The following is a 24,575-nucleotide window of genomic DNA, read 5'->3' as shown; positions in this document are numbered from 1 at the left end:
ACCTTTTTGTTCGGGAAAGTCGGATTCCAGGATTTCTTTCCGAAACCGTGGCAGGAACCGTGGCCGGGTCGGCTCGGCCGGTCAGCGCGCCGCCACGAGCAGCTCCGCCGCCGCCTCCCGCCCGGCCATCTCCCGCAGCGGTCCCGGAACGGCCGCCAGCTCCGCGTAGCTGCCCCGCTGCACGACCCGGCCCCGGTCCAGGACGATCACCTCGTCCACGGCCCGCAGTCCCGCCAGCCGGTGCGTGATCAGCAGGGTCGTACGGCCCTCGGTCGCCGCCAGCAGATCGGCGGTGAGCGCGTCGGCGGTCGGCAGATCGAGGTGTTCGGCGGGCTCGTCCAGCACCAGGACGGGGAAGTCGGCGAGCAGCACCCGGGCCAGGGCCAGCCGCTGGCGCTGACCACCGGACAGCCGGGCCCCGTGCTCACCGACCAGCGTGTCCAGGCCGTCGGGCAGGCTGTCGGCCCACTCCAGCAGCCGGGCCCGCGCCAGCGCGTCGCGCAGCTCGCCCTCGGTGGCGTCCTTCCTGGCCAGGAGCAGGTTCTCGCGGACCGAGCTGTCGAAGAGGTGCGCGTCCTGGGCGCACAGTCCGACGCGCCGCCGCACGGCGTCGCCGGCCAGGGCGTAGGCGTCGACACCGGCCAGCGTGTAGGAGCCGGCGTCCGCGTCGAGGAAGCGCAGCAGGACCTGGGCCAGGGTCGTCTTGCCGGACCCGGACGGTCCGACCACGGCGACACGGCGGCCCTCCGCCAGTGTCAGGTCCAGCTCCGCCAGCGCGTCCCTGTCCTGCCCGGCGTGACGCGCGGACAGTCCCTTGAGGACCAGCGGGAACGGCGAGGTGGGCGCCTGCCGGGGTGTCTCCGGCTCCCGCACCGGCTCCGGGGCATCGAGCACCTCGTGCACGCGCTCGGCGCTCCGGAGCACGCGCTGCCGGTACTGCACGGCGAGCGGCAGGCCGAGTACGGCCTCGAAGGCGGCCAGCGGGGTCAGGACGACGACGGCCAGAGCCACCCCGGCGAGCCGGCCGTCGGCGACCGCCTGGACCCCGACGAGGGCGGCGCCCGCGACCGTCAGACCGGAGACGAGCGCCGTGAGTCCGTCGCCCAGCGCGGTGGCGGTGGCGGCCCGCGAGGCGATCCGGGTGAGGGTGCCGTCGGCCCGCCGCGCCTCGGCGGCACGCCCGGGCAGGGCACCGGCGACGGTCAGCTCGGCGGTGCCAGTGAGCAGGTCGGTCACCCGGGTGGCGAGTACGCCCTTGGCAGGGGCGAGCCTGCGCTCGGCGCGCCGTGCCACGGCGGCGGTGACCAGCGGGACACCGGCACCGGCCGCGAGCAGGCCGACCGCGAGCACGGCACCCGCCTCCGGCAGCAGCCAGGCCGTGAAGCCCACCGACGCGGCGGAGACGATCAGCGCGCCACCGGCGGGCAGCAGCCAGCGCAGCCAGTAGTCCTGCAGGGTGTCGACATCGGCGACGAGCCGGGACAACAGGTCGCCCCGGCGGCTGCGGCGCAGCCCCGCGGGGGCCAGCCGCTCCAGCCTGCGGTAGACGGCGACCCGTGTGTCGGCCAGCATCCGCAGCACGGCGTCGTGCGACACGAGCCGCTCCGCGTAGCGGAACACGGCCCGTCCGATGCCGAAGGCACGCGTCGCCGTCACGGCCACCATCAGGTACAGCACCGGCGGCTGCTCGGAGGCGCGCGAGATGAGGTACCCGGAGGTCGCCATCAGGCCGACGGCGCTGCCGAGGGCCAGAGTGCCGAGCAGCAGCGCGAGTCCCAGCCGACCGCTGCGGGCCCCGGACATGGCGCGGACCCTGGACAGCACGCCTCCCCGGGCCCCTGGAGCACGCTCGGTGCGCCGAGGGGACTCGGCGACCGGCTCGTCGAAGGCGTCCGGGGCGGGCAGGCGCGTGCTTCCCCGCGCGGCGGCCGGCAGCCCGCCGATGTCCTCGGCGGCGACGACGGCCGGCGCCTCCAGCCGCACCACCCGGTCGGCCACCTCCAGCAGTGCCGGCCGATGCACCACGAGCAGGACCGTTCGCCCCTGCGCCAGCCTGCGCACGGCGTCCACGACCTCGGCCTCGGTGGCCCCGTCCAGGGCCGCCGTCGGCTCGTCGAGCAGCAGCACCGGCCGGTCCGCGAGGAATGCCCGGGCCAGCGCGAGCCGCTGCCGCTGTCCGGCGGACAGACCGGTTCCGTCCTCCCCGAGGAGCGTCGCCGTGCCCTTGGGGAGCGCGTCCACGAACTCCAGGGCTCCCGCGTCCCGCAGCGCCTGCCGTACGGCGGTGTCGTCGGCGTCGGGCCGGGCCAGCCGTACGTTCTCCGCGATGGTGCCGGCGTACAGGTGCGGATGCTGCGGCACCCAGGCGACCCGGGCGTGCCACTCGGCCATGTCGAGGGAGGCGAGGTCGGCCCCGCCGATCCGGACCCGTCCGCCGGTCGGGGGCACGAAGCCGAGGAGGGCGTTCAGGAGCGTCGACTTGCCCGCCCCGCTGGGGCCGACGAGCGCCACCGTCTCTCCGGGTTCCACGGTGAAGGTGACGTCCGTGACCGCGTCCGCGGTGCGTTCCGGGTAGCGGACCGTCACGTCTTCGAAGGCCAGGGCACCGTCCACCGGCACCCGGCCGGTGCCCGACGCCGGTACGGGACGCTCCAGCACCTCGAAGATGTCCTCGGCGGCGGCGAGGCCCTCGGCCGCCGCGTGGTACTGCGCTCCCACCTGCCGCAAGGGCAGATAGGCCTCGGGTGCGAGGACGAGCACGACCAGGCCGTCGTACAGCGCCATGTCCCCGTGGACCAGGCGCATGCCGATGGTGACGGCGACGAGCGCCACGGACAGCGTGGCGAGCAGTTCCAGCGCGAAGGACGACAGGAAGGCGATCCGCAGCGTCCGCATGGTCGCCCGGCGGTACTCGCCGGTGATGCGTTTGATCGACTCCGCCTGTGCCTTGGCCCGGCCGAAGACCTTCAGCGTCGGCAGCCCCGCGACCACGTCCAGGAAGTGTCCGGACAGCCTCGACAGCAGCCGCCACTGGCGGTCCATCCGGGATTGGGTGGCCCAGCCGATCAGCATCATGAAGATCGGGATGAGGGGTAGGGTGCCGACGATGATGGCCGCCGAGACCCAGTCCTCGGTGACGATGCGGGCCAGCACTGCCACCGGCACGACCACTGCGAGGCCGAGCTGCGGCAGATAGCGCGAGAAGTAGTCGTCGAGGGCGTCGACGCCCCGGGTGGCGAGCGCGACCAGCGATCCGGTCCGCTGGCCGCTCAGCCAGCCTGGGCCGAGCGCGGTGGCCCGTTCCAGCAGCCGGCCCCGCAGCTCCGACTTCACCGCGGCACTCGCCCGGTGTGCGGCCAGTTCGGTGAGCCAGCCGACCAGCGCCCGTCCGCAGGCGACGGCCACCAACAGCAGGAGGGGGGTACGGAGTCCGGCGGCCGTCGTGCCGTGCTGGAAGGCGCCGACCACCACCTCGGCGATGAGCATCGCCTGCGCGACGAGCAAGCCGGCCCCGACGGCCCCCAGAGCGACGACCGCTGCCAGGAAGAACCGGGTCGCACGGGCGTAGCGCAGAAGACGTGGATCGATGGGTTTCACGTGAAACAGGCCTTCCTGCCCTGGGGTTGCGGTGTCACCGTGTTTCACGTGAAACGCAGTGACACCGCATCCCGTTGGACTCAGTGCGCGGCGTCGGCGAGGTGCTGGGTACCGATGCGCTTGCGGAACACCCAGTACGTCCAGCCCTGGTAGAGCAGAACGACCGGCGTGGCGATCACGGCCAGCCAGGTCATGATCTTCAGCGTGTAGGCGCTGGACGAGGCGTTGGTGACGGTGAGGCTCCAGTCCGCGTTCAGCGTGGACGGCATGACGTTCGGAAAGAGCGTCAGGAAGAGCATCGCCACGGCGGCCACGATGGTGACGCCGGACAGGGCGAACGACCAGCCCTCGCGCCCGGCCTGGTTCGCCATCAGCGCGGCGACCAGGGCGGCGACGGCCACCACCAGGGCGACCAGGCTCTTGGCGTCCCCGCTGTCGGCCTGCGTCCAGAGCAGGAAGGCCAGGGCCAGCACGGCCGTGACCAGGCCGACGCGCAGCGCCAGGGTCCGCGCCCGCTCACGGATCTCACCGACGGTCTTGAGCGCGGTGAACACCGTCCCGTGGAAGGTGAACAGCGTCAGCGTCACCAGGCCGCCCAGGAGGGCGTACGGGTTGAGCAGGTCCCAGACCGAGCCGACGTACTCCAGGTCCCGGTCGATCTCCACGCCGTGGACGATGTTGCCGAAGGCCACGCCCCACAGGAAGGCGGGGATCAGCGAGGTCCAGAAGATCGCCGTCTCCCAGTTGCGCTGCCAGTTCTCCTCGGGCCGCTTGACGCGGTACTCGAAGGCGACGCCCCGGACGATCAGGCAGACCAGGATGACCAGCAAGGGGAGGTAGAACCCGGAGAAGAGCGTGGCGTACCACTCGGGGAAGGCGGCGAAGGTGGCGCCACCGGCCGTGAGCAGCCACACCTCGTTGCCGTCCCACACGGGGCCGATGGTGTTGATCAGCACCCGCTTCTCGGCCCGGTTCCGGGCGAGCAGCTTGGTGAGCACTCCTACCCCGAAGTCGAAGCCCTCCAGGAAGAAGTAGCCGGTCCACAGGACGGCGATCAGGACGAACCAGACGTCGTGCAGTTCCATGACTGTGCAGCTCCCTCGGCCTAGTACGAGAAGGCCATCGGCTTGTCGGCGTCACGGAGATCGCCGCCGATCTTCGTGGGCGGGTTGAGGTCGGCCTCGGTCAGCTCGGGCGGTCCCGCCTTCACGTACTTCGCGAGGAGCTTGACCTCGATGACGGCCAGGACGGCGTACAGCAGGGTGAAGACGGACATCGAGGTGATGACCTCGGCGGTGGAGACACCGGGGGAGACCGCGTCGCGGGTCTGCATCACGCCGTAGACGACCCAGGGCTGCCGGCCCATCTCGGTGAAGATCCAGCCCCAGGAGTTGGCGATCAGGGGGAACGCCATCGTCCACAGCGCCAGCAGCCAGTAGATCCGCGAGAGCTTCGCCCCGAGCGGCTTCTTCAGCAGCACGAGATGCGGGACTTCGTCCTCCCCGGTGCGCAAGGCCGGTGGCAGCAGGAACCGCTTCCGGGTCAGCCACAGGCCCAGCAGGCCGAGGGAGAAGGACGCCATGCCGAAGCCGATCATCCAGCGGAAGCCCCAGTAGGCGACGGGGACGATGGGCTTGTAGTCACCGGGGCCGAACTGCTCCTGGAGTGCCTTGTTGGTGTCGTTGATGCCGGGCACGTAGGACTCGAAGTCGCTGTGGGCGAGGAAGGAGAGCAGTCCGGGGATCTCCAGGGCGACCTTGTTGTGCCCCTTGTCGACGTCGCCGTAGGCGAACACCGAGAACGGTGCCGGCTGCTCGCCGTCCCACAGGGCCTCGGCGGCGGCCATCTTCATCGGCTGCTGCTCGTACATGACCTTGCCGAGGGTGTCGCCGCTGACCGCGGTGAGCAGGCCACCGACGGCCAGGGTCACCAGGCCGAGCCGGAGCGAGGTCCGCATCACCGGGATGTGCTTCTTGCGCATCAGGTGGAAGGCTGCGATGCCGACCATGAAGGCGCCACCGGTGAGGAAGGCCGCCGAGAAGCTGTGGAAGACCTGGTTGAGGGTGGTGTTCTGGGTGAGGACCTGCCAGAAGTCGGTGAGTTCGGCGCGGCCCTTCTCCTCGTTGATGCGGTAGCCGACGGGGTGCTGCATCCAGGAGTTGGCCGCGAGGATGAAGTACGCCGACAGCAGGGTGCCGATCGAGACCATCCAGATGCAGGCCAGGTGGATCTTCTTGGGCAGCTTGTCCCAGCCGAAGATCCACAGTCCGATGAAGGTGGACTCGAAGAAGAACGCGATCAGCGCCTCGAAGGCCAGCGGGGCACCGAAGACATCGCCGACGAAGCGCGAGTAGTCGGACCAGTTCATGCCGAACTGGAACTCCTGCACGATGCCGGTGACGACCCCCATCGCGATATTGATCAGGAAGAGCTTGCCCCAGAACTTGGTCGCCCTGAGGTACTTCTCCTTCTCCGTGCGGACCCAGGCGGTCTGCAGTCCGGCCGTGAGGGCGGCCAGCGAGATCGTCAGCGGGACGAACAGGAAGTGGTAGACGGTCGTGATGCCGAACTGCCATCGCGCCAGCGTCTCCGGCGCCAGAGCCATGTCCACGTCGTCACTCTCCTCACATCGCCACATCGCCGTGGTCAGCGGCAGTTTGCGCGTGTTTGTCACACCCAACGCGGGCGCAACCGGGACACGCTTGTGAACGCGTTCACATTCACAAGCAATTATGACCTACTGCTTTTCGACACCGGAAGGGGGGTCCCCTGTGACGTCAACCCCTTGGCAAGAACTTCAACATCTTGTTGAATCCGCGGCATGAACACCACGGACACGCAGGAGCAGTACGCACGGATACGCATCTCATGGCCGGCGGGTCAGCTCACCGCGACTCTCGAGGACACCCCCACCACGCAGGCGCTTCTCAAGGCCATGCCGCTCACCGCCTCCGCCCACACCTGGGGCGAGGAGGTGTACTTCGACACAGGTGTGTCGGTTTCACGTGAAACGGACGCGCGGCAGGTCGTCGAGCCCGGAACCGTCGCCTTCTGGACCGACGGCGACGCGCTGGCTCTCCCGTACGGACCCACGCCGATCTCGCGAGGCGACGAGTGCCGCCTCGCGAGCCCGTGCAACGTCCTCGGCCGCCTCGACGGCGACCCCCGCCTGCTGGCGACGGTGCGCGACGGCGACCCGGTACGCGTGGAGACGGTGGACGTCTGACGCCCACCGCCCCGTCAGATCTCCTTGCGGAACGCTTCCGACACCTTCAGGAAGATGTCGTTCGCCTCGCTCTCCCCGACCGTCACCCGCACACCCTCACCCGGGAACGGCCGTACGACCACGCCGGCCCGCTCGCACGCCTCGGCGAAGGCGAGCGTGCGCTCCCCCAGCCGCAGCCAGACGAAGTTGGCGTGGGCCTCCGGCACCGTCCAGCCCTGGGCGCGCAGCGCGTCGACCACGCGCGTGCGCTCGCACACCAGCGAGCCGACCCGGCCGATCAGCTCGTCCTCGGCACGCAGCGAGGCGATCGCCGCCTCCTGCGCGATCTGGCTGACCCCGAAGGGCACCGCCGTCTTGCGCAGCGCAGCCGCCACCGGCTCGTGGGCGATCGCGAACCCGACCCGCAGGCCGGCCAGGCCGTAGGCCTTGGAGAAGGTACGCAGGACGCAGACGTTCGGCCGATCACGGTAGAACTCCACGCCGTCCGGGACCTCGGCGTCGCGGATGAACTCGCGGTAGGCCTCGTCCAGGACCACCAGCACGTCGCTGGGCACCCGGTCCAGGAACCGCTCCAGCTCGGCCCGCCGCACCACCGTGCCCGTCGGGTTGTTGGGATTGCAGACGAAGATCAGCCGGGTCCGGTCGGTGATCGCGTCCGCCATCGCGTCGAGGTCGTGCACGTCGCCCGGCGTCAGCGGCACCCGCACGGACGTCGCACCGCTGATCTGCGTGATGATCGGGTACGCCTCGAAGGAGCGCCAGGCGTAGATCACCTCGTCGCCGGGGCCGGAGGTCGCCTGGATCAGCTGCTGGGCCACTCCGACCGAGCCGGTGCCGGTGGCCAGGTGGGAGAGGGGCACACCGAAGCGGTCCGACAGCTCGGCCATCAGCGAGGTGCAGGCCATGTCCGGGTACCGGTTGAAGGAGGCGGCGGCCGCCGTCACCGTCTCCATCACTCCGGGCAGGGGCGGATAGGGGTTCTCGTTGGAGGACAGCTTGTAGGCCACTGGGCCGTCGGCCGCGGCGGGCTTGCCCGGCTTGTAGGTGGGAATCCCCTCCAGCTCGGCGCGCAGCTTGGGGTTCTTCTCGCTCACCGCAGTCCTCCTCGTGACCACCACCGGCATCGAATACTTCTCACCTTATGAGGATTCGGGGCCGCTGCGTATAGGTGGGACCGGACCTCGTCCGGGTGCGACCGTGCCTCGTCCGTCACAGTGGCATCAGGGACACCAGCACACGAAGGCGCATGATTCGGGGGGCGCGCCACACATATATCTACGCGCCGGTGGCTCGCGCCGTGGCGCGCATCCCTCGTGCAGGTGAGTTGAGACCTCTTCGCAACATCCGCCACCCCGCAGGCCCCCACTGGTCAACACGCCAGGTAATGGGATGTGCGAGCCCAACTACCTTGCTTTCCAATGGCGTTCACCGTAAATGATCATGCAGAAACGTGACTGTCTACGCGTGCATATGCGTCCGCACTACCCCACCCCATGAGCCCTACTATCGGCTCGCCATGACAGCAGCAGGGAAGCACCAGGTGAGCCGCGCGGAAACCTCACGTCGAGGCAGCCGGCCGGGCCGGGCGGGTATCAGGGACGTGGCCGCCGCCGCCGGAGTATCCATCACTACCGTCTCCGATGCCCTCAACGGCAAGGGCCGACTCCCGGATGCCACCCGGCGCCATGTGCGCGAGGTCGCCGACCGGCTGGGCTACCGGCCCTCGGCCGCCGCCCGCACGCTCCGCACGGGCAAGTCCGGACTGATCGGCCTGACCGTGACGACGTACGGGGATGAACCTTTCACCTTCACCGAGTTCGCGTACTTCGCCGAGATGGCGCGCGCCGCCACGTCCGCCGCGCTCGCCCGCGGCTACGCCCTCGTCATCCTCCCGGCGACCTCCCGTCACGACGTGTGGTCCAACGTCGCACTCGACGGCACGGTCGTCATCGATCCCTCCGACCACGATCCGGTCGTCAGCGAACTGGTCCGGCAGGGCTTACCCGTCGTGTCCGACGGCCGGCCGGCCGGTTCACTGCCGGTGACCGCCTGGGTCGACAACGACCACGAGGCGGCCGTACTCGGCATCCTGGACCATCTCGCCGACGCCGGCGCCCGCAGGATCGGTCTGCTCACGGGCACCACGACCGACACGTACACGCATCTGTCGACCACCGCCTACCTGCGCTGGTGCGAGCGCGTCGGCCAGGATCCGGTCTACGAGGCCTACCCCGCGCACGATCCGTGCGCGGGAGCGGTCGCCGCCGACCGGCTGCTCGCCCGCCCGGACCGGCCCGACGCCGTCTACGGCCTGTTCGACCCGAACGGCACCGACCTGCTCGCCGCCGCCCGCCGCTACGGTCTGCGCGTCCCCGAGGACCTGCTGCTGGTCTGCTGCAGCGAGTCCACCGTGTACGCCAGCACCGAGCCGCCCATCACCACCCTGTCGCTGAAACCCCGCCGCATCGGCACCGCGGTGATCCAGGTCCTCATCGACGCGATCGAGGGGCTGCACTCCGATCAGCCGGTCGAGCAGGTGATACCGACCGAACTGATCGTGCGCACGTCCTCGCAGCGGCGGCCACCGCGTACGACGGTCAGCCCGCCACGGTCACCGGAGGGCGAGTAGGGCGGGCACGCGACAGGCGTGACCCGGGAAGCGGCGGCGTGGCGGACGGCGGCGCCGTCCCGGCCGGAAACGGCACGCGCGATCGGCGGCGGCCGGCGACGCCGCCGAAGAACCCGGAAAAGAAGAACCCGGAAAAGCGGCGGCGCGGGACGGCGAAACAGGGCGGAGGACACCACACCCGCCCCGGCGGGAACAGGACCGGACCCTGGTTACGGACGGGCGAAGCCAGGCCCAATCGGGGCGAATGCCGCGGTGAACCGGAGTCCTGTCCTGATTCACCACCCCTGGGTCATCACACAGCGCGATCCGCATTCCTATGATGGGCCCACACACCGCGGGCCGCTGCGACCAGGCAGTCCGAAGCGGTGCAGATGCGGCGCGATGGTGGAGGGGTCGATGACTCAGGGGGCCGGTCAGGGACCCGAGGTGGAGCGGACGGCGACGGTGCGCGACTTCCGGGTACCCGCGTACGTCCACGATGCCGCTCCGTACGCTGCCCCCGGCATGCACACGGGCGAGTCGGCGCCGCCCTCCGAGGAGGGGCTGGAGGAAGCCCTGCCCGAGGGCTACACGCCCACTCAGCGCGACCTGCCCGTCATCCGTCGGGGTGACACGGTCCAGGTCACGGTCGACCCCGCGCCCGTAGCGGCGCAGCAGCCGGCCACCGGCCAAGGGCCCCTGTTCGTCGTCGGCGACGTGCACGGCTACCTCGACGAACTGCTGGCCGCCCTGCGGGAGAAGGGCCTCGTCGACGACGCCGGCCAGTGGTGCGCGGGCACCTCCCGACTGTGGTTCCTCGGCGACTTCACCGACCGCGGCCCGGACGGCATCGGCGTCATCGACCTGGTGATGCGGCTGTCCGCGGAGGCCGCCGCGGCCGGCGGCTACTGCAAGGCGCTGATGGGCAACCACGAACTGCTGCTGCTCGGCGCCAAGCGGTTCGGCGACACGCCCGTCAACTCCGGCGCGGGCACCGCCACCTTCCAGGCCGCCTGGCTGCTGAACGGCGGCCAGAAGACCGACATGGACCGCCTGCAGGACCACCATCTGCAGTGGATGGCCCGCCTCGACGCCATGGAGGAGGTCGACGACCACCTCCTGGTCCACTCGGACGCCACCACCTACCTCGACTACGGCCGCTCCATCGAAGAGGTCAACGACACCGTCCGCGAGACGCTCACGCGCAACGACGCGGAGGAGGTGTGGGACCTGTTCCGCAAGTTCACCAAGCGCTTCTCCTTCCGCGACGAGGGCGGCGCCGACGCCGTGCGCTCACTGCTGGATACGTACGGCGGCACCCGGATCGTTCACGGCCACAGCCCCATCCCCTACCTGCTGGGCGAAGTCGGCTCCGAGGACGGCGAGGACGACACCCGGACCGTCGTCGAGGGACCGCACGTCTACGCGGACGGCCTGGCCATCGCGATGGACGGCGGCGTCACCATGGCCGGAAAGCTGCTGGTCCAGCAACTGCCGCTGGACTCCTGACCGTTCCCCGAGCGGGCCTTTCGGCGGCTCCGTCGCCGCGAACGGGCACCCAATTTCTGGAAACCCCCTGTCACCCTCCACCGTCACCGCTCTACCATCGGCTTATCCGTAGCAGGCTCCCCTCCGTTTCTGCCCGACGGCTCGTTGGCATGCGAGCCCCAAGCCCTACGGAGCATCGGGGGATGCACATGAACAGCGTTCCGCAGTACCTGTCGACCGAGGACCGCCAAGAGTACGAGCGGATCCTCGACGAGGCGCTGCGCTCCGCACCACACCGCCCGGAACTGACCGCTGTCGGTCAGCGACTCAACTCCGAACAGCTGCGCACCATGGCACTCAACGCCACCGCCCTCATCACGGCGGCGGCCACCACCGAGTACCAGCACTACGTGAAGGTCCGCGAGGAGATGCGCCACCCCGCGCCCTCGGGCCCGTCGACCACCTCGCGCGGGTCCGGCTCCCAGGAGCAGGGCGCGGGTGCTGGCGGTCTCGCCGCCACCATGGGCGAGATGGCCGAGGCGACCGGCGCGGGGGCCGTCGCCGTCGTCGCCGTCCTGGCGCCGGTCCTGGCCGGTACCGCCGCGGCGATCTTCCTGCTGGTCGGCTACATCCTGAAGATGCTCGACCCGGAGCAGGCCTTCGCGCAGACCATGCTCACCACGGGGTGGGTGTTCGGCGCCGTCACCGCGGTGGCGATCCTCGTCGCCGCGGTGGGACTGCTGCTCACGGCGCTGCGCAACCGCCCGTCCGCCGAGTCCGGCTTCTACGACGCCCGGGACGAGGAGGTGGCCCGGGCCCGGGAAGCCTGGCACGAGGCCCTGCTGGAACGCGGCATCCTGCCCTTCCTGCGGGACGCGCTCGGCGAACCCGGCACGGCGGCACTGCACCGCGCGGGACCGGCGGCCCCGGGCAACGGCCGCATGCCGCACCTCGGCTACGGCCGTCCCGGCTTCACCAGCCCCGACGGCGGCTCCGACCCGGGTTCGCGTCCGAGCTACTCGAGCCCGGACTACAGCAGCCCGGACTTCGGGGGCCCGGAGCACCGGCCCGAGTAGCCACCGGCACGGGCGGGCAGCGGCTCAGAGGATGCCCGCCCGGCCGGCGGCAGTGATCCAGGACGGGAACTCGGACAGCAGACGGTCGTACAGCTCCGGGTCCGGTACGGTGCCGATGTCGTCGACGGCGAAGAAGCCGACGTTGTCGACGCGCCGGCCCGGCAGGGTGTCGAACCGCTCCAGCACGCCGTAGTCGGAGCGTCCGAGCCCCACGAACTGCCAGAAGACCGGTTCCTCCACGGCCTCCCGCAGCTCCCGCTCGATCTCGGCGTTGCGGTAGACACCGCCGTCGGAGAAGAACAGCACCAGGGTCGGGACCGGCGCCGGGTGCTCCCGGACGAAGGCGCGGACCTCGGCGATCACCTTCTGCTCCTCGTTCTGGATGCCGACCGCCCGCATGTCGACCTGCTCGGGGTGAAGGCCCTTCTTCCGGCCCCGCCGGAACAGGCTGATCTCCCCCACGCGTACGTGCAGCCGCAACCATTCGGGCAGCTCACCGAGGCGCAGGTCGGGCAGGCGCGCCGGGTTGGAGGCGAAGGTCCACGCCTGCATCTCGCCGTCGTCGTCCAACTGCGCGGCCACGGCGGCCATCCGCTCCACGACGTCCGCGACGACGCCCTTCGAGTAGAGGAAGGACATGGACCCGGAGGCGTCCAGTACGAGGACGACGCGCGCGGTGACCCCGGCCGCCCCGTGCTTGCTCAGGCTGACCGCGACCTGCTCCTTGCGCAGGGACAGCCGCTTGCGCATGTCCACGGGCAGGCGTTCCTCGCCCTTGGTGAGACGGGGCCCGGTGGCGGCCGGCGCCGCACTCGGCGGGACCGGAGGTACGGAGGGGACCGGCGGTGGTACGGGAGCCGTGGGCGTCGGGGAAGCCGGTGCCGACGGTGCGCGGGGGGCCGTGGCGGGAGCGGCCGTCGGGGCAGCGTCGTCCACAGTGATGCCGAAGTCCGTGGCCAGCCCCGCGAGTCCGGCGGCGTATCCCTGTCCGACCGCGCGGAACTTCCACTTGCCCTGGCGCCGGTACAGCTCACCGGCGACCAGCGCGGTCTCCGGACCGGCCGTGATGTCGAACCGGGCCAGTTCGGTTGCGGTCGCGGTGTCCAGCACCCGCAGCGACAGCCCGGGGACCCGGCCGAACGTCCCGCCGTCCGCCGAGGCGCACAGGACGATGCGCTCTACGGCCGTCTCAACCGCCCCCAGGTCCACCTCGACGGCATCGCTCGTGACGCCCGCGTCCGCCCCGGGCCCACCCGGCTTGCCCAGGTGCCGCACCGCGCCGGAGCTGTGCCCGGGCTGGTTGTAGAAGACGAAGTCACCGTCGTCCCGCACCCGCCCGGCCGAGGTGAGCAGCAGCGCGGAGGCGTCGACCTCGGGGACGCCCGCTCCGGCGGACCACACGAGTTCGACGCGGACCGCGGGGGAGTCGACGGCGACGTTGGCACCCTTGCTCAGTGAGGTGGCTGTCATGCGCCCAGTCTGCCGAGCAGGGCCGCTCGGCGGGGAGAGGGCCGACCCTGCGGCCTGTCCCCTCCCCGCGCCCGGGCGTTCAGTCCGCGATCGGCAGGGCTGCTACATGCGCCGAACTATCTGCGCTCCCGCCCTTTCGACCGTTGTACGGCTGTAGACGTGAACCAATGCGAGATGGAAGAGCGCCGGCGCAAGTGGAGCCCAGCGATGGATCCGATCCGCACGCAGCATGTACTTGACCACTGCTGCAGGGCGGAAGGGCACGTAGTCGATGGTCTGATGTTCCCATCTGTCCGCGACGCCTCTGCTCATCCGTTCCTGCATACCTTCGCGGGTCAGTTCCTTCAGCCTGGCGTAGAAGTGAGCACTCCAGTGGCGCTTGTCAATGTCCAGTACAAAGGCGAGCAGTTCGAGTGAGTACTCGTTCGGCTCGATGGAGAGTTCCTCCCGTATGCCGCGCCGGGCTACGGCATACAGGTCGGGGGCACTGCGGCCGGATGAGTCGATGTGCCGTGACAAGCCCTCGTTCACGGAGGAGTTCCAGACCCCCGGCGCCATACGGACCCGGTCGCTGCGCTGGCTGACGACCAACATGTCGTCGGCGGTCACCACCGCGACATTGGTGGCGAAACTGCACTGCAGAAACGCGGGTGCCTGCAGCGGATCGTCCGGGGCAAGATAGCAGGACCGAGGAGTCGTGCCGTCGGACAGTCGGCGATCGAGCTGCTGAGCCGCAAGAAACGTGTAGTAGTCGGTCGGGCGCAGCCGCAGATGAACTTCGGGCCGTTCGTCGAGGGCGGTGCGGGAGACATCGAACGATTCGACCGCGTAGCGAGGACCGTTCCACAACGGCGTTCGTCCCTCCGCACGCAGGCGTTCGCTCTCAACCTCGATTTCAGCGCGCCAACCGACCATGTCCGGGGGCAGCTCGATCTCCTCGTCGAGCACGTGGATGTAAATGGCCTCGGCGGGTATCGACGACTCACCGTCTCCCTCCACGACCAGCGCGGAGGTATGGAGGGGGCCCAGGGAGAAGGTCCTCCAGGCGGGGCTGGACTCCTCCCTCTGCCTCAGGCTGCGCACCGCTCTCGTCGAACGAGTGCGCAGTTTGTGCCAGCTGTTCTGTAACGGTTGTTGGAAGAGCACCGCGAACAACATCCCCAGCACCGCGCCGACGACGCCATTGGCCATATCAATCCCGCCCATGTCAGGCAGAGTAGGCCCGTAGATCACCTCATGCGCGATCTTGTCTCTTCCGTTACGGCACAGAGCAGGCCCTCCCCGAGCCTGAAGTGGCCCCGGACGCAGCCACCGGGGACCAGGCCGGGGAGTCAGCCCACACGTTGGGTTCAGTCAGCCATGGGCAGATAGACCCGGTTCCCGTTGGCCGCGAACTCCTTCGACTTCTGGAGCATCCCCTCAGCGACTTCCTCAGCCGTCGCCCCCGCAGCCGCCGTACCGCCGAACTGCTTTGTGATGTTTTGACTGATCTTCATCGAGCAGAACTTGGGCCCGCACATGGAGCAGAAGTGGGCCGTCTTGGCGGGTTCGGCAGGCAGGGTCTCGTCGTGGAACTCCCGTGCCGTGTCCGGGTCGAGGGCCAGGTTGAACTGGTCCTCCCACCGGAATTCGAACCGGGCGTCCGACAGCGCGTCGTCCCACTCCTGTGCACCTGGGTGGCCCTTGGCGAGGTCGGCGGCATGGGCGGCGATCTTGTAGGTGATGACGCCGGTCTTGACGTCGTCGCGGTTGGGCAGGCCCAGGTGCTCCTTGGGCGTGACGTAGCAGAGCATGGCCGTGCCCCACCAGGCGATCATCGCGGCACCGATGCCGGAGGTGATGTGGTCGTACGCCGGCGCGACGTCCGTGGTCAGCGGGCCGAGCGTATAGAACGGAGCTTCATCGCAGATCTCCTGCTGAAGGTCGATGTTCTCCTTGATCTTGTGCATCGGGACATGTCCCGGGCCCTCGATCATGGTCTGTACGTTGCAACGCTTGGCGATCCGGTTGAGTTCCCCGAGGGTGCGCAACTCGGCGAACTGGGCCTCGTCGTTGGCGTCCGCGATCGAGCCCGGGCGCAGGCCGTCGCCCAGGGAGTAGGTGACGTCGTAGGCGGCGAGGATCTCGCAGAGTTCCTCGAAGTTCTCGTACAGGAACGACTCCTTGTGGTGCGCCAGGCACCACGCCGCCATGATCGAGCCGCCGCGCGAGACGATCCCGGTCTTGCGGTTCGCGGTCAGCGGTACGTACGGCAGGCGCACGCCCGCGTGGACCGTCATGTAGTCCACACCCTGCTCGGCCTGTTCGATCACGGTGTCCTTGTAGATCTCCCAGGTCAGCTCCTCGGCCCGGCCGTCGACCTTCTCCAGGGCCTGGTAGAGCGGCACGGTGCCGATGGGAACGGGGGAGTTGCGCAGAACCCACTCGCGTGTGGTGTGGATGTTGCGGCCGGTGGAGAGGTCCATGACCGTGTCGGCGCCCCACCGGGTCGCCCAGGTCATCTTGTCCACCTCCTCCTCGATGGAGGACGTCACCGCCGAGTTGCCGATGTTGGCGTTGACCTTCACCAGGAACCGCTTGCCGATGATCATCGGTTCGATCTCGGGGTGGTTCACGTTGGCGGGCAGGACGGCACGTCCCGCCGCGATCTCCTCGCGAACCACTTCGGGCGAGACGTTCTCCCGGACGGCCACGTACTCCATCTCCGGGGTGATCTCACCCCGTCGCGCGTACGCGAGCTGCGTGACCGCGGTGCTGTTCCGGCCCCGGCGCGGCTGGCGCGGGCGGCCGGGGAAGACGGCGTCGAGGTTGCGCAGACCGCCGCGCGGCGAGGTGTGCTTGATTCCGTCGTCCTCGGGACGGACGGGACGGCCCGCGTACTCCTCGGTGTCGCCGCGGGCGATGATCCAGTTCTCCCGCAGCGGAGCGAGGCCCCTGCGGACATCGGTGTCGACGAGTGGATCGGTGTACGGGCCCGAGGTGTCGTACAGCGTGACCGACTGCCCGTTGGTGAGGTGCACCTGACGGACCGGCACCCGCAGATCAGGGCGTGAGCCCTCGACGTACGCCTTGTGCCAGCCGATGGACTTCCCGGCCTCCGTGGTCTCCGCGGCGTCCTCCTGGCCGGAGTTCTGGGTGGGGTGGTGTGCGGAGTTCTGCGCGGAGGCAGGCGTGCGTGCGTCCTTGATGGTCATGAGACCTACTCCCTACGCCGGCATTACCCGGTAACAGGTTCGGCGGTCGACGCAGCGGCTTCCGTCCGACGGTGCTTCGTGGGATACGTCACTCGACTTCGGTGACGTTTCCCGTGAAACATCGCTGGGACGGAGGTCAGCGCCCTCTCAGCCCGGTGCTCCGAGCTCCCGCGTGTACAAAGGTGCCTCCACGCTAGCGCCCCTTCGGGCGCGGTGACCAGAGGGCCCCCCTCGTTCTTGCGATGATCGGGCGGTGACCACACCGCAGCATCCCCCCTTTCCACCGCGCCGGCCCCGCCGCGGACCGAACGCCGAAGAGGGCGACGGTCGTGCGACCGGCCATGTCCCCGCCTTCGCTCATGGTGCGCCCGAGGGCAGACCCGAGACCGGTCACGGGCACGGGTCCGGTGCGAAGGGTGGCGGGCAGGGCGCGAGTGGCGGACAGGGCGCGGGTGGCGGGCACGGGCACTCGCACACCCACAGTCATGGACCCGCGGCGCCCGTCTCCCGGCATCTGCGCAAGGTCATCGCCGCCGTCCTGATCCCCTTCGCCGCGGCCGTGGTGGTCGGACTCGCGGTGCTGTGGCCGGGCGGTGCGCCTGCTCACGAACGCACGGGTGTCGGCTTCGACCGGCAGACACAGGAAGCCACCGTCACCAAGGTGGTCGCGCTCAGCTGCCAGTCGGTCAACGCCTCGGGCGGCACCCCGACCGGTGACACGTCCACGGCCGAGGGATCCTCCGCGGTGCAGCAGGCGACGGGCGAGTGCAAGCGGGCGACCATCCGCGTCGACACCGGCGATGACAAGGGCCGTACGTTCAACGAGATCGTGCAGCCGGACCAGTCACGGCAGTTGCACGAGGGGCAGAAGGTGGTGGTCGCCTACGAACCCTCGGCGCCCAAGGACCTGCAGTACTCGGTGACCGACATCAACCGCCGGCTCCCCCTGGCCCTGCTCGCCGGCATCTTCGCGCTCGCCGTCGTGGTCGTCGGGCGACTGCGCGGTCTCATGGCGCTGGTCTCGCTGACCATCAGCTTCCTGCTGCTGAACTTCTTCATCCTTCCCGCGATCCTGCAGGGCTCCAACCCCCTGGTCGTGGCTGTGATCGGGTCCAGCGCCATCATGCTGATCGCGTTGTACCTGTGCCACGGGCTGTCGGCCCGCACCTCCGTGGCGGTGCTCGGCACCCTGATCTCCTTGCTGCTGATCGGCGTACTCGGGTCGCTGTTCATCGGCTGGGCCGCGCTCACCGGCAACACGGACGACAACACCGGCCTCATCCACGGCCTGTACCCGTCCATCGACATGAGCGGCCTGCTGCTCGCCGGCGTCATCATCGGTTCGCTCGGTGTCCTCGACGATGTGACGGTCACCCAGACCTCCGCGGTCTGGGAGCTGCACGAGGCCAACCCGACGATGGGCTGGCGCGGCCTGTACCGCGCGGGCATTCGCATCGGCCGCGACCACATCGCCTCGGTCGTGAACACGCTCGTCCTGGCCTACGCGGGCGCCGCCCTGCCCCTGCTGCTGCTGTTCTCGATCGCGCAGAGCGGGGTGGGGACGGTCGCCAACAGCGAACTGGTCGCCGAGGAGATCGTGCGTACGCTGGTCGGCTCGATCGGGCTGGTGGCCTCCGTGCCGGTCACCACGGCCCTCGCGGCCCTGGTGGTGTCGGCGGACCGGCCGACCGCCGCCGCGGGGGCGGCAGCCGGTGCGGGAGCGCCGGCACGCGGTGGGCGGGGCCGTCGCCGTAAGCGCTGACGCGCCCGGCGAAGCGTTACGCCACCGCTGCGCGTCTGCCGTAACGGTTCAGCCCGCGCTCTGTTCCTCGGCCAGGATGCGGTCCAGGGCTTCGTCGAGGTGGCTGTCGAAGTCGGCGAGCGCGCCCTCCTGGCCGAGGGGCACGAGCTTGTCGGTGCGGTCGAGGAAGGCCACGAGAGGCGCGGCCGAGGAGCGGAACAGTGCCTGGTCGCTGCCGACCTGAAGGCGGATCAGCACCTCGGCCAAGGGCTCCGGATCGACCGGTGCGATGCGCACGTCTCCGTCGCCGCACGGCCGGCCCACTCCGTCGACGAGCAATTCCCGGCCGAAGGCCCAGGTCACCGGCGCGTCTCCGGGCAGATGGAAGGTCAGTCGTACGGCGTAGGGATCACGTGTCTCGTACCGCAGCTCCACCGGGATGCGGAACGAGAGCTCCTCGGACACGAGAAAGCTCATCATGACCTCTGCCTGTACGGACTCGCCCATTCGCCTACCCCGTCATTCGCCGTCGACTGTCCGGGAATCAAACCTCTAACACTGGTGGCATCTTGCTCAACGTACACACCAGATCACAAGGAGTGAGTTTTCAGATACTGATAGAGAGCGCCAGTGAACCCAGACGCCGCCCCACCTCGGTCTGCAAACGCTGAGCCGCCGGCAGCAGTCGGTCCGCCTGGTGGAGGGGGAGCGAGATGGCCATCGTCGCGGCGGTGGTGCCGACGGTGATCGGAATGGCCGCGCAGACCGTGCCGAGCGCGTATTCCTGGCGCTCGACCACCGGCGTCATCCGGCGCATGCGCTCCAGTCGTTTCAACAGGCTGTGGCCGTCACGCAGCGTATACGGCGTGAGCGGCCGAACCGGGTAGCGGTCCAGGTGGTCACGGCGGGCGTCCTCGTCCAACTGGGACAGCAGGCACTGCCCGATGGCGTGCGCGTGCCCCGTCTCCCGGAAGTCCGCCCACTCCTCGACCGCCGGGTTGCCCGGAGTGTCGGAGACGCACATGACCTCGATCTCGCCGTCCCGGTACATGGCGTAGTACACCGGGACGCCGATCGCGTCGCGCCAGCGGGCCATGGTGTCGACCACCGTGCTGCGACGTTTCTGCTCGGCCCCGCTGCTGCTCAGCCGCTCGGCGGCCTCGCCGAGGAAGAACAGTCCCTTCTCCCGGCGCAGATAGCCCTCGTGCACCAGCGTGCGCAGCAGGTGGTACGCGGTGGGCAGTGCCAGCCCCGTCTCGCGGGCCAGTTGTTTGGCCGGGGCGCCGTACTCGTGCTCGGCGACGCACTCGAGCAGGCGCATCGCCCGCTGCACGGAGCCGATCAGGGTCGCGGAGGGCGGCGGGTCGGCGGAGGAGGGCCTGGGGGAGGTCCGAGGCGTCGGGCAGGGCTGCACGGGAAGGGCGTGCAGGTGAGCGAATGCGGTGTCAGCCGTGGCCAAGGGTCACTCCCGGAACGCGAGGAGGCAACCCGTGCGGAGAACACGGGTGGGGGTGTACGCCGTGCACGGGGTCGCCCCCGCGTGGAGTTCCGGACTCTAACCGTCGGTCACCGCTCACCGAGGTCCCGTCCGGGAAACTTCCCCCGCCCGAGGGAACCGGTGGTTCCTGTTACCCCCACCGGTGTCCCACCTCTCTCACCAGTCGCTGCGCGACGACGAGCTCGACATGAACTTGCGTACGACGTAGATCAGTCCGCCGACGAGCGCGACGAAGACCAGCAGCTTGAACAGCAGCCCGATCACGAACCCGACCACGCTGGCGATCAGCCCGCCGAACACGACCAGGGCGATGACCGGCACCGCGATCCACTTCACCCACCACGGCAGTCCCGTGAAGATCTCTCGCATCGCCCTTGCCCTCACCTTTCGGGGAACCCCGGCCAGTCCGGGGAATCCTCTGATGTCCTGCACTCGATGCTAGAGGCGCGAGGGCCACGGCAGGGGCTTGGCATCCCTTGTCTCCCCCTGACCGATCCCCTAGGGAACCCCGGGTCCGGTCTCAGCTCTCCGGCGGAGAGAACACCACCAGAACCCGCAGGTCCTCGCTGATGTGATGGAACTTGTGGGCGACCCCGGCCGGCACGTAGACCACACTGCCGCGGGCGACCTGGGTGGTCTCCATGCCCACGGTGATCGCGGCCCGCCCGCTCACCACGAAGTACACCTCGTCCTGTGCGTGCGGTTTCTGCGGGTCGGTCGTCCCCGCGTCGAGGGCGTACAGGCCGACCGACATGTTCCGCTCGCGCAGGAACTGCAGGTAGGCACCGTCGTTGGCGGCGCGCTCCGCCTCCAGTTCGTCCAGCCGGAATGCCTTCATCGCCTCGTCCGTCCCCTGCCTCACCGTTCGTTTCCGATCGCGTCTGCCACGATCAGACACATGAAGAATTTCCTAGTCAAGACGATCGCCAACGCGGGCGCCCTGGCGGTCGCCGTGTGGCTGCTCGACAAGATCACCCTGACCGGCGGCAGCACCGGGGAGAAGGCCGCCACCCTGATCGTGGTCGCCCTGGTGTTCGGCCTGGTCAACATGGTGGTGAAGCCCATCGTGCAGGTGCTGACCTTCCCGCTGTTCATCCTGACCCTCGGCCTGTTCACGCTGGTGGTCAATGCCCTGATGCTGTTGCTCACGTCGTGGGTGGCCGACAAGCTCGACCTGAGCTTCCACGTCGACGGGTTCTGGACCGCCGTCCTGGGCGGCCTGATCATCTCGATCGTCTCGTGGGCCCTCAACGCGTTCCTGCCCGACGGGGACTGATTCGATGACCTACCGCGTCTGTTTCGTGTGCACGGGCAACATCTGCCGCTCCCCGATGGCCGAGGCCGTCTTCCACGCGCGCGTGGCGGACGCCGGGCTCGACGACCTGGTCGAGGCCGACAGCGCCGGCACCGGCGGCTGGCACGAGGGCGAGGGCGCCGACCCGCGCACCGTGGCCGTCCTGGCGGAGAACGGCTACGAGCTCGATCACACGACCCGCCAGTTCCAGCAGTCCTGGTTCTCCCGTCTCGACCTGGTCGTCGCCCTCGACGCGGGGCACCTGCGGGCCCTGCGGCGTTTGGCCCCCACCGAGCGGGACGCGGCCAAGATGCGCCTGCTGCGCTCGTACGACCCGGCCGCCGACGGCGACGACCTGGACGTCCCGGACCCCTACTACGGGGGCCAGGACGGTTTCGAGGAATGCCTTGAGATGGTGGAGGCGGCGAGCACCGGGCTGCTCGCCGCCGTACGCGAGCAAGTGGAAGGACGGGCGGCATGAGCGACTCCGCTACGAAGGACGGGGCGGGTACCGGCGCGGGGAGCGCCGCTTCCGGCCCCGGTGACGGCACACGCGCGGTACGGGCCGGGCTGCCCGAACCCGTCAAGCACGAGCCGACCCTGCCCGGCCCGGTGTTCGCCGCCCACTTCCACCTGCCGGGCGACCCGACAGGGCCGTACACCTACGGCCGCGACGAGAACCCGACCTGGACCCGTCTCGAGAGCGCCATCGGCGAGCTGGAGGCGCCCGGACAGGCCGACGTGGAGACACTCGTCTTCGCCTCGGGCATGGCCGCGATCTCCTCGGTGCTCTTCTCGCAGCTGCGGGCCGGCGACACGGCCGTCCTGCCCGACGACGGCTACCAGGCGCTGCCGCTGGCCCGTGCGCAGCTGGAGGCGTACGGCATCGAGGTGCGCACCGCGCCGACCGGCCGGGACGCCCAGCTCGACGTCCTGGACGGGGCGAAGCTGCTGTGGATCGAGACGCCGTCGAACCCGGGGCTCGACGTGTGCGACGTACGGCGGCTCGTGGAGGCGGCGCACGCGCGCGGCGCCCTGGTGGCCGTCGACAACACCCTCGCCACTCCGCTGGGGCAGCGCCCGCTGGAGCTCGGCGCCGACTTCTCGGTGGCCAGCGGCACCAAGCAGCTCACCGGCCACGGGGACGTCCTCCTGGGCTACGTGGCCGGCCGCGACGCCGGTGCGATGGCCGCCGTGAAGCGCTGGCGCAAGATCGTCGGTGCGATCCCCGGCCCCATGGAGGCCTGGCTCGCACACCGCTCGATCGCCACCCTCCAGCTGCGGGTGGACCGGCAGGACGCCACCGCGCTCAAGGTGGCCGAGGCGCTCCGGGCGCGGCCCGAGATCACCGGCCTGCGCTACCCCGGGCTGCCCGACGACCCGTCCCACAAGGTCGCCTCGCAGCAGATGCGGCGCTACGGCTGCGTCGTCTCCTTCACGCTGCCCTCACGCGCGCGTGCCGATCGTTTCCTCGACGCGCTGCGCCTCGTCGAGGGTGCGACGAGCTTCGGCGGGGTGCGCTCCACCGCGGAGCGACGGGGACGCTGGGGCGGCGATGCGGTGCCGGAGGGCTTCATCCGGCTCTCGGTCGGCGCGGAGGACCCCGACGATCTGGTGGCCGATCTGCTGCGCGCGCTGGACGAGACGGCGGCCTGACACCGCAGCGCTGCTCCGCACCCCCACCGGCCCTTCGCGCCAGGTACGACGGACGGTCCGAGCCTCCCCCCTCGTGGCTCGGACCGTCCTCCGGTTCCGGGCATCTCCGGTTCAACGCGCGAAGAGCCGGGCGACCCAGGCTAGTTGACTGAGTGTCAGTGTCCAATCACAGGGGCGACAGCGACCTATCGACATATTTATAGTTGGGTGCGGGCGGGGGCTGGAGAAGAACAGAAGAGGGACGGGTTTCCGTGGATCTGGCCTTGCTCCGTACCTTCGTCACCGTGCACCGGGCGGGTTCGTTCACCCGCGCGGCCGCGCTGCTCGGCCTCTCGCAGCCCGCCGTCACCTCGCAGATCCGCACGCTGGAGCGTCAGCTGGGCCGTCCACTCTTCCTTCGGCAGGCCCGCGGAGTGACTCCGACGACCATCGGCGACGAACTCGCCCACAAGGCCGCCCCGCATCTCGACGCCCTGGTGGAGATCGCCGAGACCGGACCGGGGGACGACTCGGCCCTGCGAACCCTGCATCTGGCCGGACCTCCCGAGTTCACCGCGGAACGGGCGCTGCCCGCCCTCCTGGGCGACGACGGGCGGGCCTTCGCCCTGCGCGTCTCGTTCGGGAACGCCGAGCAGACCCTGGAGGGGCTGGCGGCCGGGCACCACGATCTGGCCATCGCCACGGCCCGTCCCCGCGGCGCGCTGCTCACAGCGACTCCACTCTGCGACGAGGTGCACGTTCTGGTCGCAGCACCTGGCTGGGCGAAGCGTGCCGGTGCCGAAAAGCCCCATGACACCGACGTCTCCGCCCTTGCACACCTCCCCGTGGTCGAGGTGCACGAGTCGCTGCCCTTCGTCGCCCGCTACTGGGGCTCCGTGTTCGACGCCCGTCCGGCCGCTCCGGCCACCGTCGTCGCTCCCGACCTGCGCGCCGTTCTCGCCTGCACGATCGCGGGCGCGGGACTCGCCGTACTGCCCCGCTATCTGTGCGCCAAGGCGCTGGAGCGCGGGGACGTCGTCGCCCTGCACGATCCGCCGGTGCCGCCGTTGCGGACGTACTTCCTGGTGGCACGCACCGGCACGCTGGCGATGCCGCACATCGCCCGGGCCCACGAGGGGTTGCAGCGCGCGGCCGCCGCCTGGAACTGAGCCGGCGGACTCGGGAATCGGGCGTGCGTCACGATGTTTCACGTGGAACCAGCCGGGCCACATTTCTCCCATGACCGTCCGACCCGTGGTCAAGCGCACCGCTCGCGCCGTCCTGCTGGACGGCGACCATCTCATCCTGATCAAGCGGACCAAGCCCGGCGTCGATCCCTACTGGGTCACTCCCGGCGGAGGCGTCGAGCCGGACGACACCACCGTCGTGGACGCCCTGCACCGGGAGGTGTTCGAGGAGCTCGGCGCCAAGATCAGCGATGTGGTGCCCTGCTTCGTGGACACCGTGGAGCACATCGGCGAGGACGGTGGCGCGACCGGAGTCAAGGTGCAGCACTTCTTCGTCTGCCGCCTGGCATCCATGGATCCGTCCCTGCGGCACGGCCCCGAGGTCGACGAGCCCGCCGGTGAGTACGAGATCGTCAGAGTGCCGTTCACCCGGGTCGGGATCGCCTCGGTCCACCTCGTACCGCTGTCCCTGCGGCACTACCTGGACGGCAACATCGAGGGTGTGCGTGCCATGCACGCCCCCGACCTCGGCTGAGCGAGTGGCCGAAAGCTCGCGTGTTC

The 24,575-nt window shown here is 69.9% G+C and carries 21 protein-coding genes and 1 riboswitch; of the genes, 10 read left to right on the top strand and 11 right to left on the bottom strand.

Going from position 1 to position 24,575, the window contains the following annotated elements:
* Positions 1–81 precede the first annotated feature (81 nt).
* The 3 genes from cydD to D1J63_RS18655 all read right to left on the bottom strand — a co-directional run bounded on the left by cydD (position 82) and on the right by D1J63_RS18655 (position 6,208).
* A complete protein-coding gene (cydD, locus tag D1J63_RS18665) occupies positions 82–3,597 on the bottom strand; it encodes a thiol reductant ABC exporter subunit CydD (protein WP_125630117.1) in 3,516 nt (1,171 codons plus the stop codon).
* Positions 3,598–3,677: 80 nt separating this feature from the next.
* On the bottom strand, positions 3,678–4,682 hold the full coding sequence (gene cydB, locus D1J63_RS18660) for a cytochrome d ubiquinol oxidase subunit II (RefSeq protein WP_003974997.1): 1,005 nt from the start codon (positions 4,680–4,682) through the stop codon (positions 3,678–3,680).
* 20 nt (positions 4,683–4,702) lie between these two features.
* Positions 4,703–6,208 (bottom strand): cytochrome ubiquinol oxidase subunit I, encoded by a 1,506-nt coding sequence (locus D1J63_RS18655; RefSeq protein ID WP_102932607.1) that lies wholly within the window; start codon positions 6,206–6,208, stop codon positions 4,703–4,705.
* A 210-nt stretch (positions 6,209–6,418) separates the two neighbouring features.
* Here D1J63_RS18655 and D1J63_RS18650 point away from each other — a divergent pair, with 210 nt between their 5' ends.
* A complete protein-coding gene (locus tag D1J63_RS18650) occupies positions 6,419–6,823 on the top strand; it encodes a cyclophilin-like fold protein (protein ID WP_125630115.1) in 405 nt (134 codons plus the stop codon).
* A 14-nt stretch (positions 6,824–6,837) separates the two neighbouring features.
* Here D1J63_RS18650 and hisC read toward each other — a convergent pair whose 3' ends face one another.
* On the bottom strand, positions 6,838–7,917 hold the full coding sequence (gene hisC / locus D1J63_RS18645; protein ID WP_125630113.1) for a histidinol-phosphate transaminase: 1,080 nt from the start codon (positions 7,915–7,917) through the stop codon (positions 6,838–6,840).
* Positions 7,918–8,339: 422 nt separating this feature from the next.
* Between hisC and D1J63_RS18640 the strand changes: the two genes are divergently transcribed.
* The 3 genes from D1J63_RS18640 to D1J63_RS18630 all read left to right on the top strand — a co-directional run bounded on the left by D1J63_RS18640 (position 8,340) and on the right by D1J63_RS18630 (position 11,995).
* Complete coding sequence (locus D1J63_RS18640; protein WP_003975000.1) at positions 8,340–9,452, top strand: LacI family DNA-binding transcriptional regulator; 1,113 nt, start codon at positions 8,340–8,342, stop codon at positions 9,450–9,452.
* Positions 9,453–9,833: 381 nt separating this feature from the next.
* Complete coding sequence (gene sppA, locus D1J63_RS18635) at positions 9,834–10,940, top strand: Ser/Thr/Tyr protein phosphatase SppA (RefSeq protein ID WP_125630111.1); 1,107 nt, start codon at positions 9,834–9,836, stop codon at positions 10,938–10,940.
* Positions 10,941–11,122: 182 nt separating this feature from the next.
* Complete coding sequence (locus D1J63_RS18630) at positions 11,123–11,995, top strand: hypothetical protein (protein ID WP_125630109.1); 873 nt, start codon at positions 11,123–11,125, stop codon at positions 11,993–11,995.
* A gap of 24 nt (positions 11,996–12,019) precedes the next feature.
* On the opposite strand, the gene D1J63_RS18625 is transcribed toward D1J63_RS18630, so the two are convergent.
* The 3 genes from D1J63_RS18625 to thiC all read right to left on the bottom strand — a co-directional run bounded on the left by D1J63_RS18625 (position 12,020) and on the right by thiC (position 16,659).
* Positions 12,020–13,465: a VWA domain-containing protein gene (locus D1J63_RS18625; RefSeq protein WP_125630107.1), complete on the bottom strand. Its 1,446-nt coding sequence runs from the start codon at positions 13,463–13,465 to the stop codon at positions 12,020–12,022.
* A gap of 102 nt (positions 13,466–13,567) precedes the next feature.
* On the bottom strand, positions 13,568–14,671 hold the full coding sequence (locus D1J63_RS18620) for a hypothetical protein (protein WP_125630105.1): 1,104 nt from the start codon (positions 14,669–14,671) through the stop codon (positions 13,568–13,570).
* A 143-nt stretch (positions 14,672–14,814) separates the two neighbouring features.
* A complete protein-coding gene (thiC, locus tag D1J63_RS18615) occupies positions 14,815–16,659 on the bottom strand; it encodes a phosphomethylpyrimidine synthase ThiC (protein ID WP_125630103.1) in 1,845 nt (614 codons plus the stop codon).
* Positions 16,652–16,841, bottom strand: a riboswitch (TPP riboswitch). Its footprint overlaps the gene before it by 8 nt.
* A 71-nt stretch (positions 16,842–16,912) precedes the next feature.
* Between thiC and D1J63_RS18610 the strand changes: the two genes are divergently transcribed.
* Positions 16,913–18,421 (top strand): YibE/F family protein, encoded by a 1,509-nt coding sequence (locus D1J63_RS18610; protein WP_125630101.1) that lies wholly within the window; start codon positions 16,913–16,915, stop codon positions 18,419–18,421.
* Positions 18,422–18,469: 48 nt separating this feature from the next.
* Here D1J63_RS18610 and D1J63_RS18605 read toward each other — a convergent pair whose 3' ends face one another.
* The 4 genes from D1J63_RS18605 to D1J63_RS18590 form a co-directional block, all read right to left on the bottom strand.
* On the bottom strand, positions 18,470–18,907 hold the full coding sequence (locus D1J63_RS18605; RefSeq protein WP_007388906.1) for an SsgA family sporulation/cell division regulator: 438 nt from the start codon (positions 18,905–18,907) through the stop codon (positions 18,470–18,472).
* Between the two features lie 100 nt (positions 18,908–19,007).
* On the bottom strand, positions 19,008–19,733 hold the full coding sequence (locus D1J63_RS18600; RefSeq protein ID WP_102932633.1) for an IclR family transcriptional regulator C-terminal domain-containing protein: 726 nt from the start codon (positions 19,731–19,733) through the stop codon (positions 19,008–19,010).
* A gap of 321 nt (positions 19,734–20,054) precedes the next feature.
* Positions 20,055–20,267 carry a DUF5326 family protein gene (locus tag D1J63_RS18595; RefSeq protein WP_007388908.1) on the bottom strand — a complete coding sequence of 71 codons (213 nt, stop codon included), beginning with the start codon at positions 20,265–20,267 and terminating at the stop codon, positions 20,055–20,057.
* A gap of 151 nt (positions 20,268–20,418) precedes the next feature.
* On the bottom strand, positions 20,419–20,736 hold the full coding sequence (locus tag D1J63_RS18590) for a cupin domain-containing protein (protein WP_003975009.1): 318 nt from the start codon (positions 20,734–20,736) through the stop codon (positions 20,419–20,421).
* 60 nt (positions 20,737–20,796) lie between these two features.
* On the opposite strand from D1J63_RS18590, the gene D1J63_RS18585 reads away from it, so the two are divergent.
* The 5 genes from D1J63_RS18585 (at position 20,797) to D1J63_RS18565 (ending at position 24,549) form a co-directional block, all read left to right on the top strand.
* Positions 20,797–21,174 (top strand): phage holin family protein, encoded by a 378-nt coding sequence (locus tag D1J63_RS18585; protein WP_030403100.1) that lies wholly within the window; start codon positions 20,797–20,799, stop codon positions 21,172–21,174.
* 4 nt (positions 21,175–21,178) lie between these two features.
* Complete coding sequence (locus D1J63_RS18580) at positions 21,179–21,673, top strand: low molecular weight protein-tyrosine-phosphatase (protein WP_125630099.1); 495 nt, start codon at positions 21,179–21,181, stop codon at positions 21,671–21,673.
* Complete coding sequence (locus tag D1J63_RS18575) at positions 21,670–22,848, top strand: cystathionine gamma-lyase (RefSeq protein ID WP_125630097.1); 1,179 nt, start codon at positions 21,670–21,672, stop codon at positions 22,846–22,848. Before D1J63_RS18580 ends, D1J63_RS18575 begins: the two co-directional genes overlap by 4 nt.
* Before the next feature lie 251 nt (positions 22,849–23,099).
* Positions 23,100–23,996 carry a LysR family transcriptional regulator gene (locus D1J63_RS18570; protein WP_125630095.1) on the top strand — a complete coding sequence of 299 codons (897 nt, stop codon included), beginning with the start codon at positions 23,100–23,102 and terminating at the stop codon, positions 23,994–23,996.
* A 70-nt stretch (positions 23,997–24,066) separates the two neighbouring features.
* Entirely contained in the window at positions 24,067–24,549 is a 483-nt protein-coding gene (locus D1J63_RS18565) for an NUDIX hydrolase (RefSeq protein ID WP_125630093.1), read from the top strand.
* Positions 24,550–24,575: the final 26 nt, after the last annotated feature.

Origin of the sequence: Streptomyces sp. KPB2, assembly GCF_003950055.1 — a bacterium.
GTDB classification, from domain to species: domain Bacteria; phylum Actinomycetota; class Actinomycetes; order Streptomycetales; family Streptomycetaceae; genus Streptomyces; species Streptomyces salinarius.
Note: the sequence above shows the minus strand (reverse complement) of the source record. Positions and strands in the feature narration are given on the sequence as shown.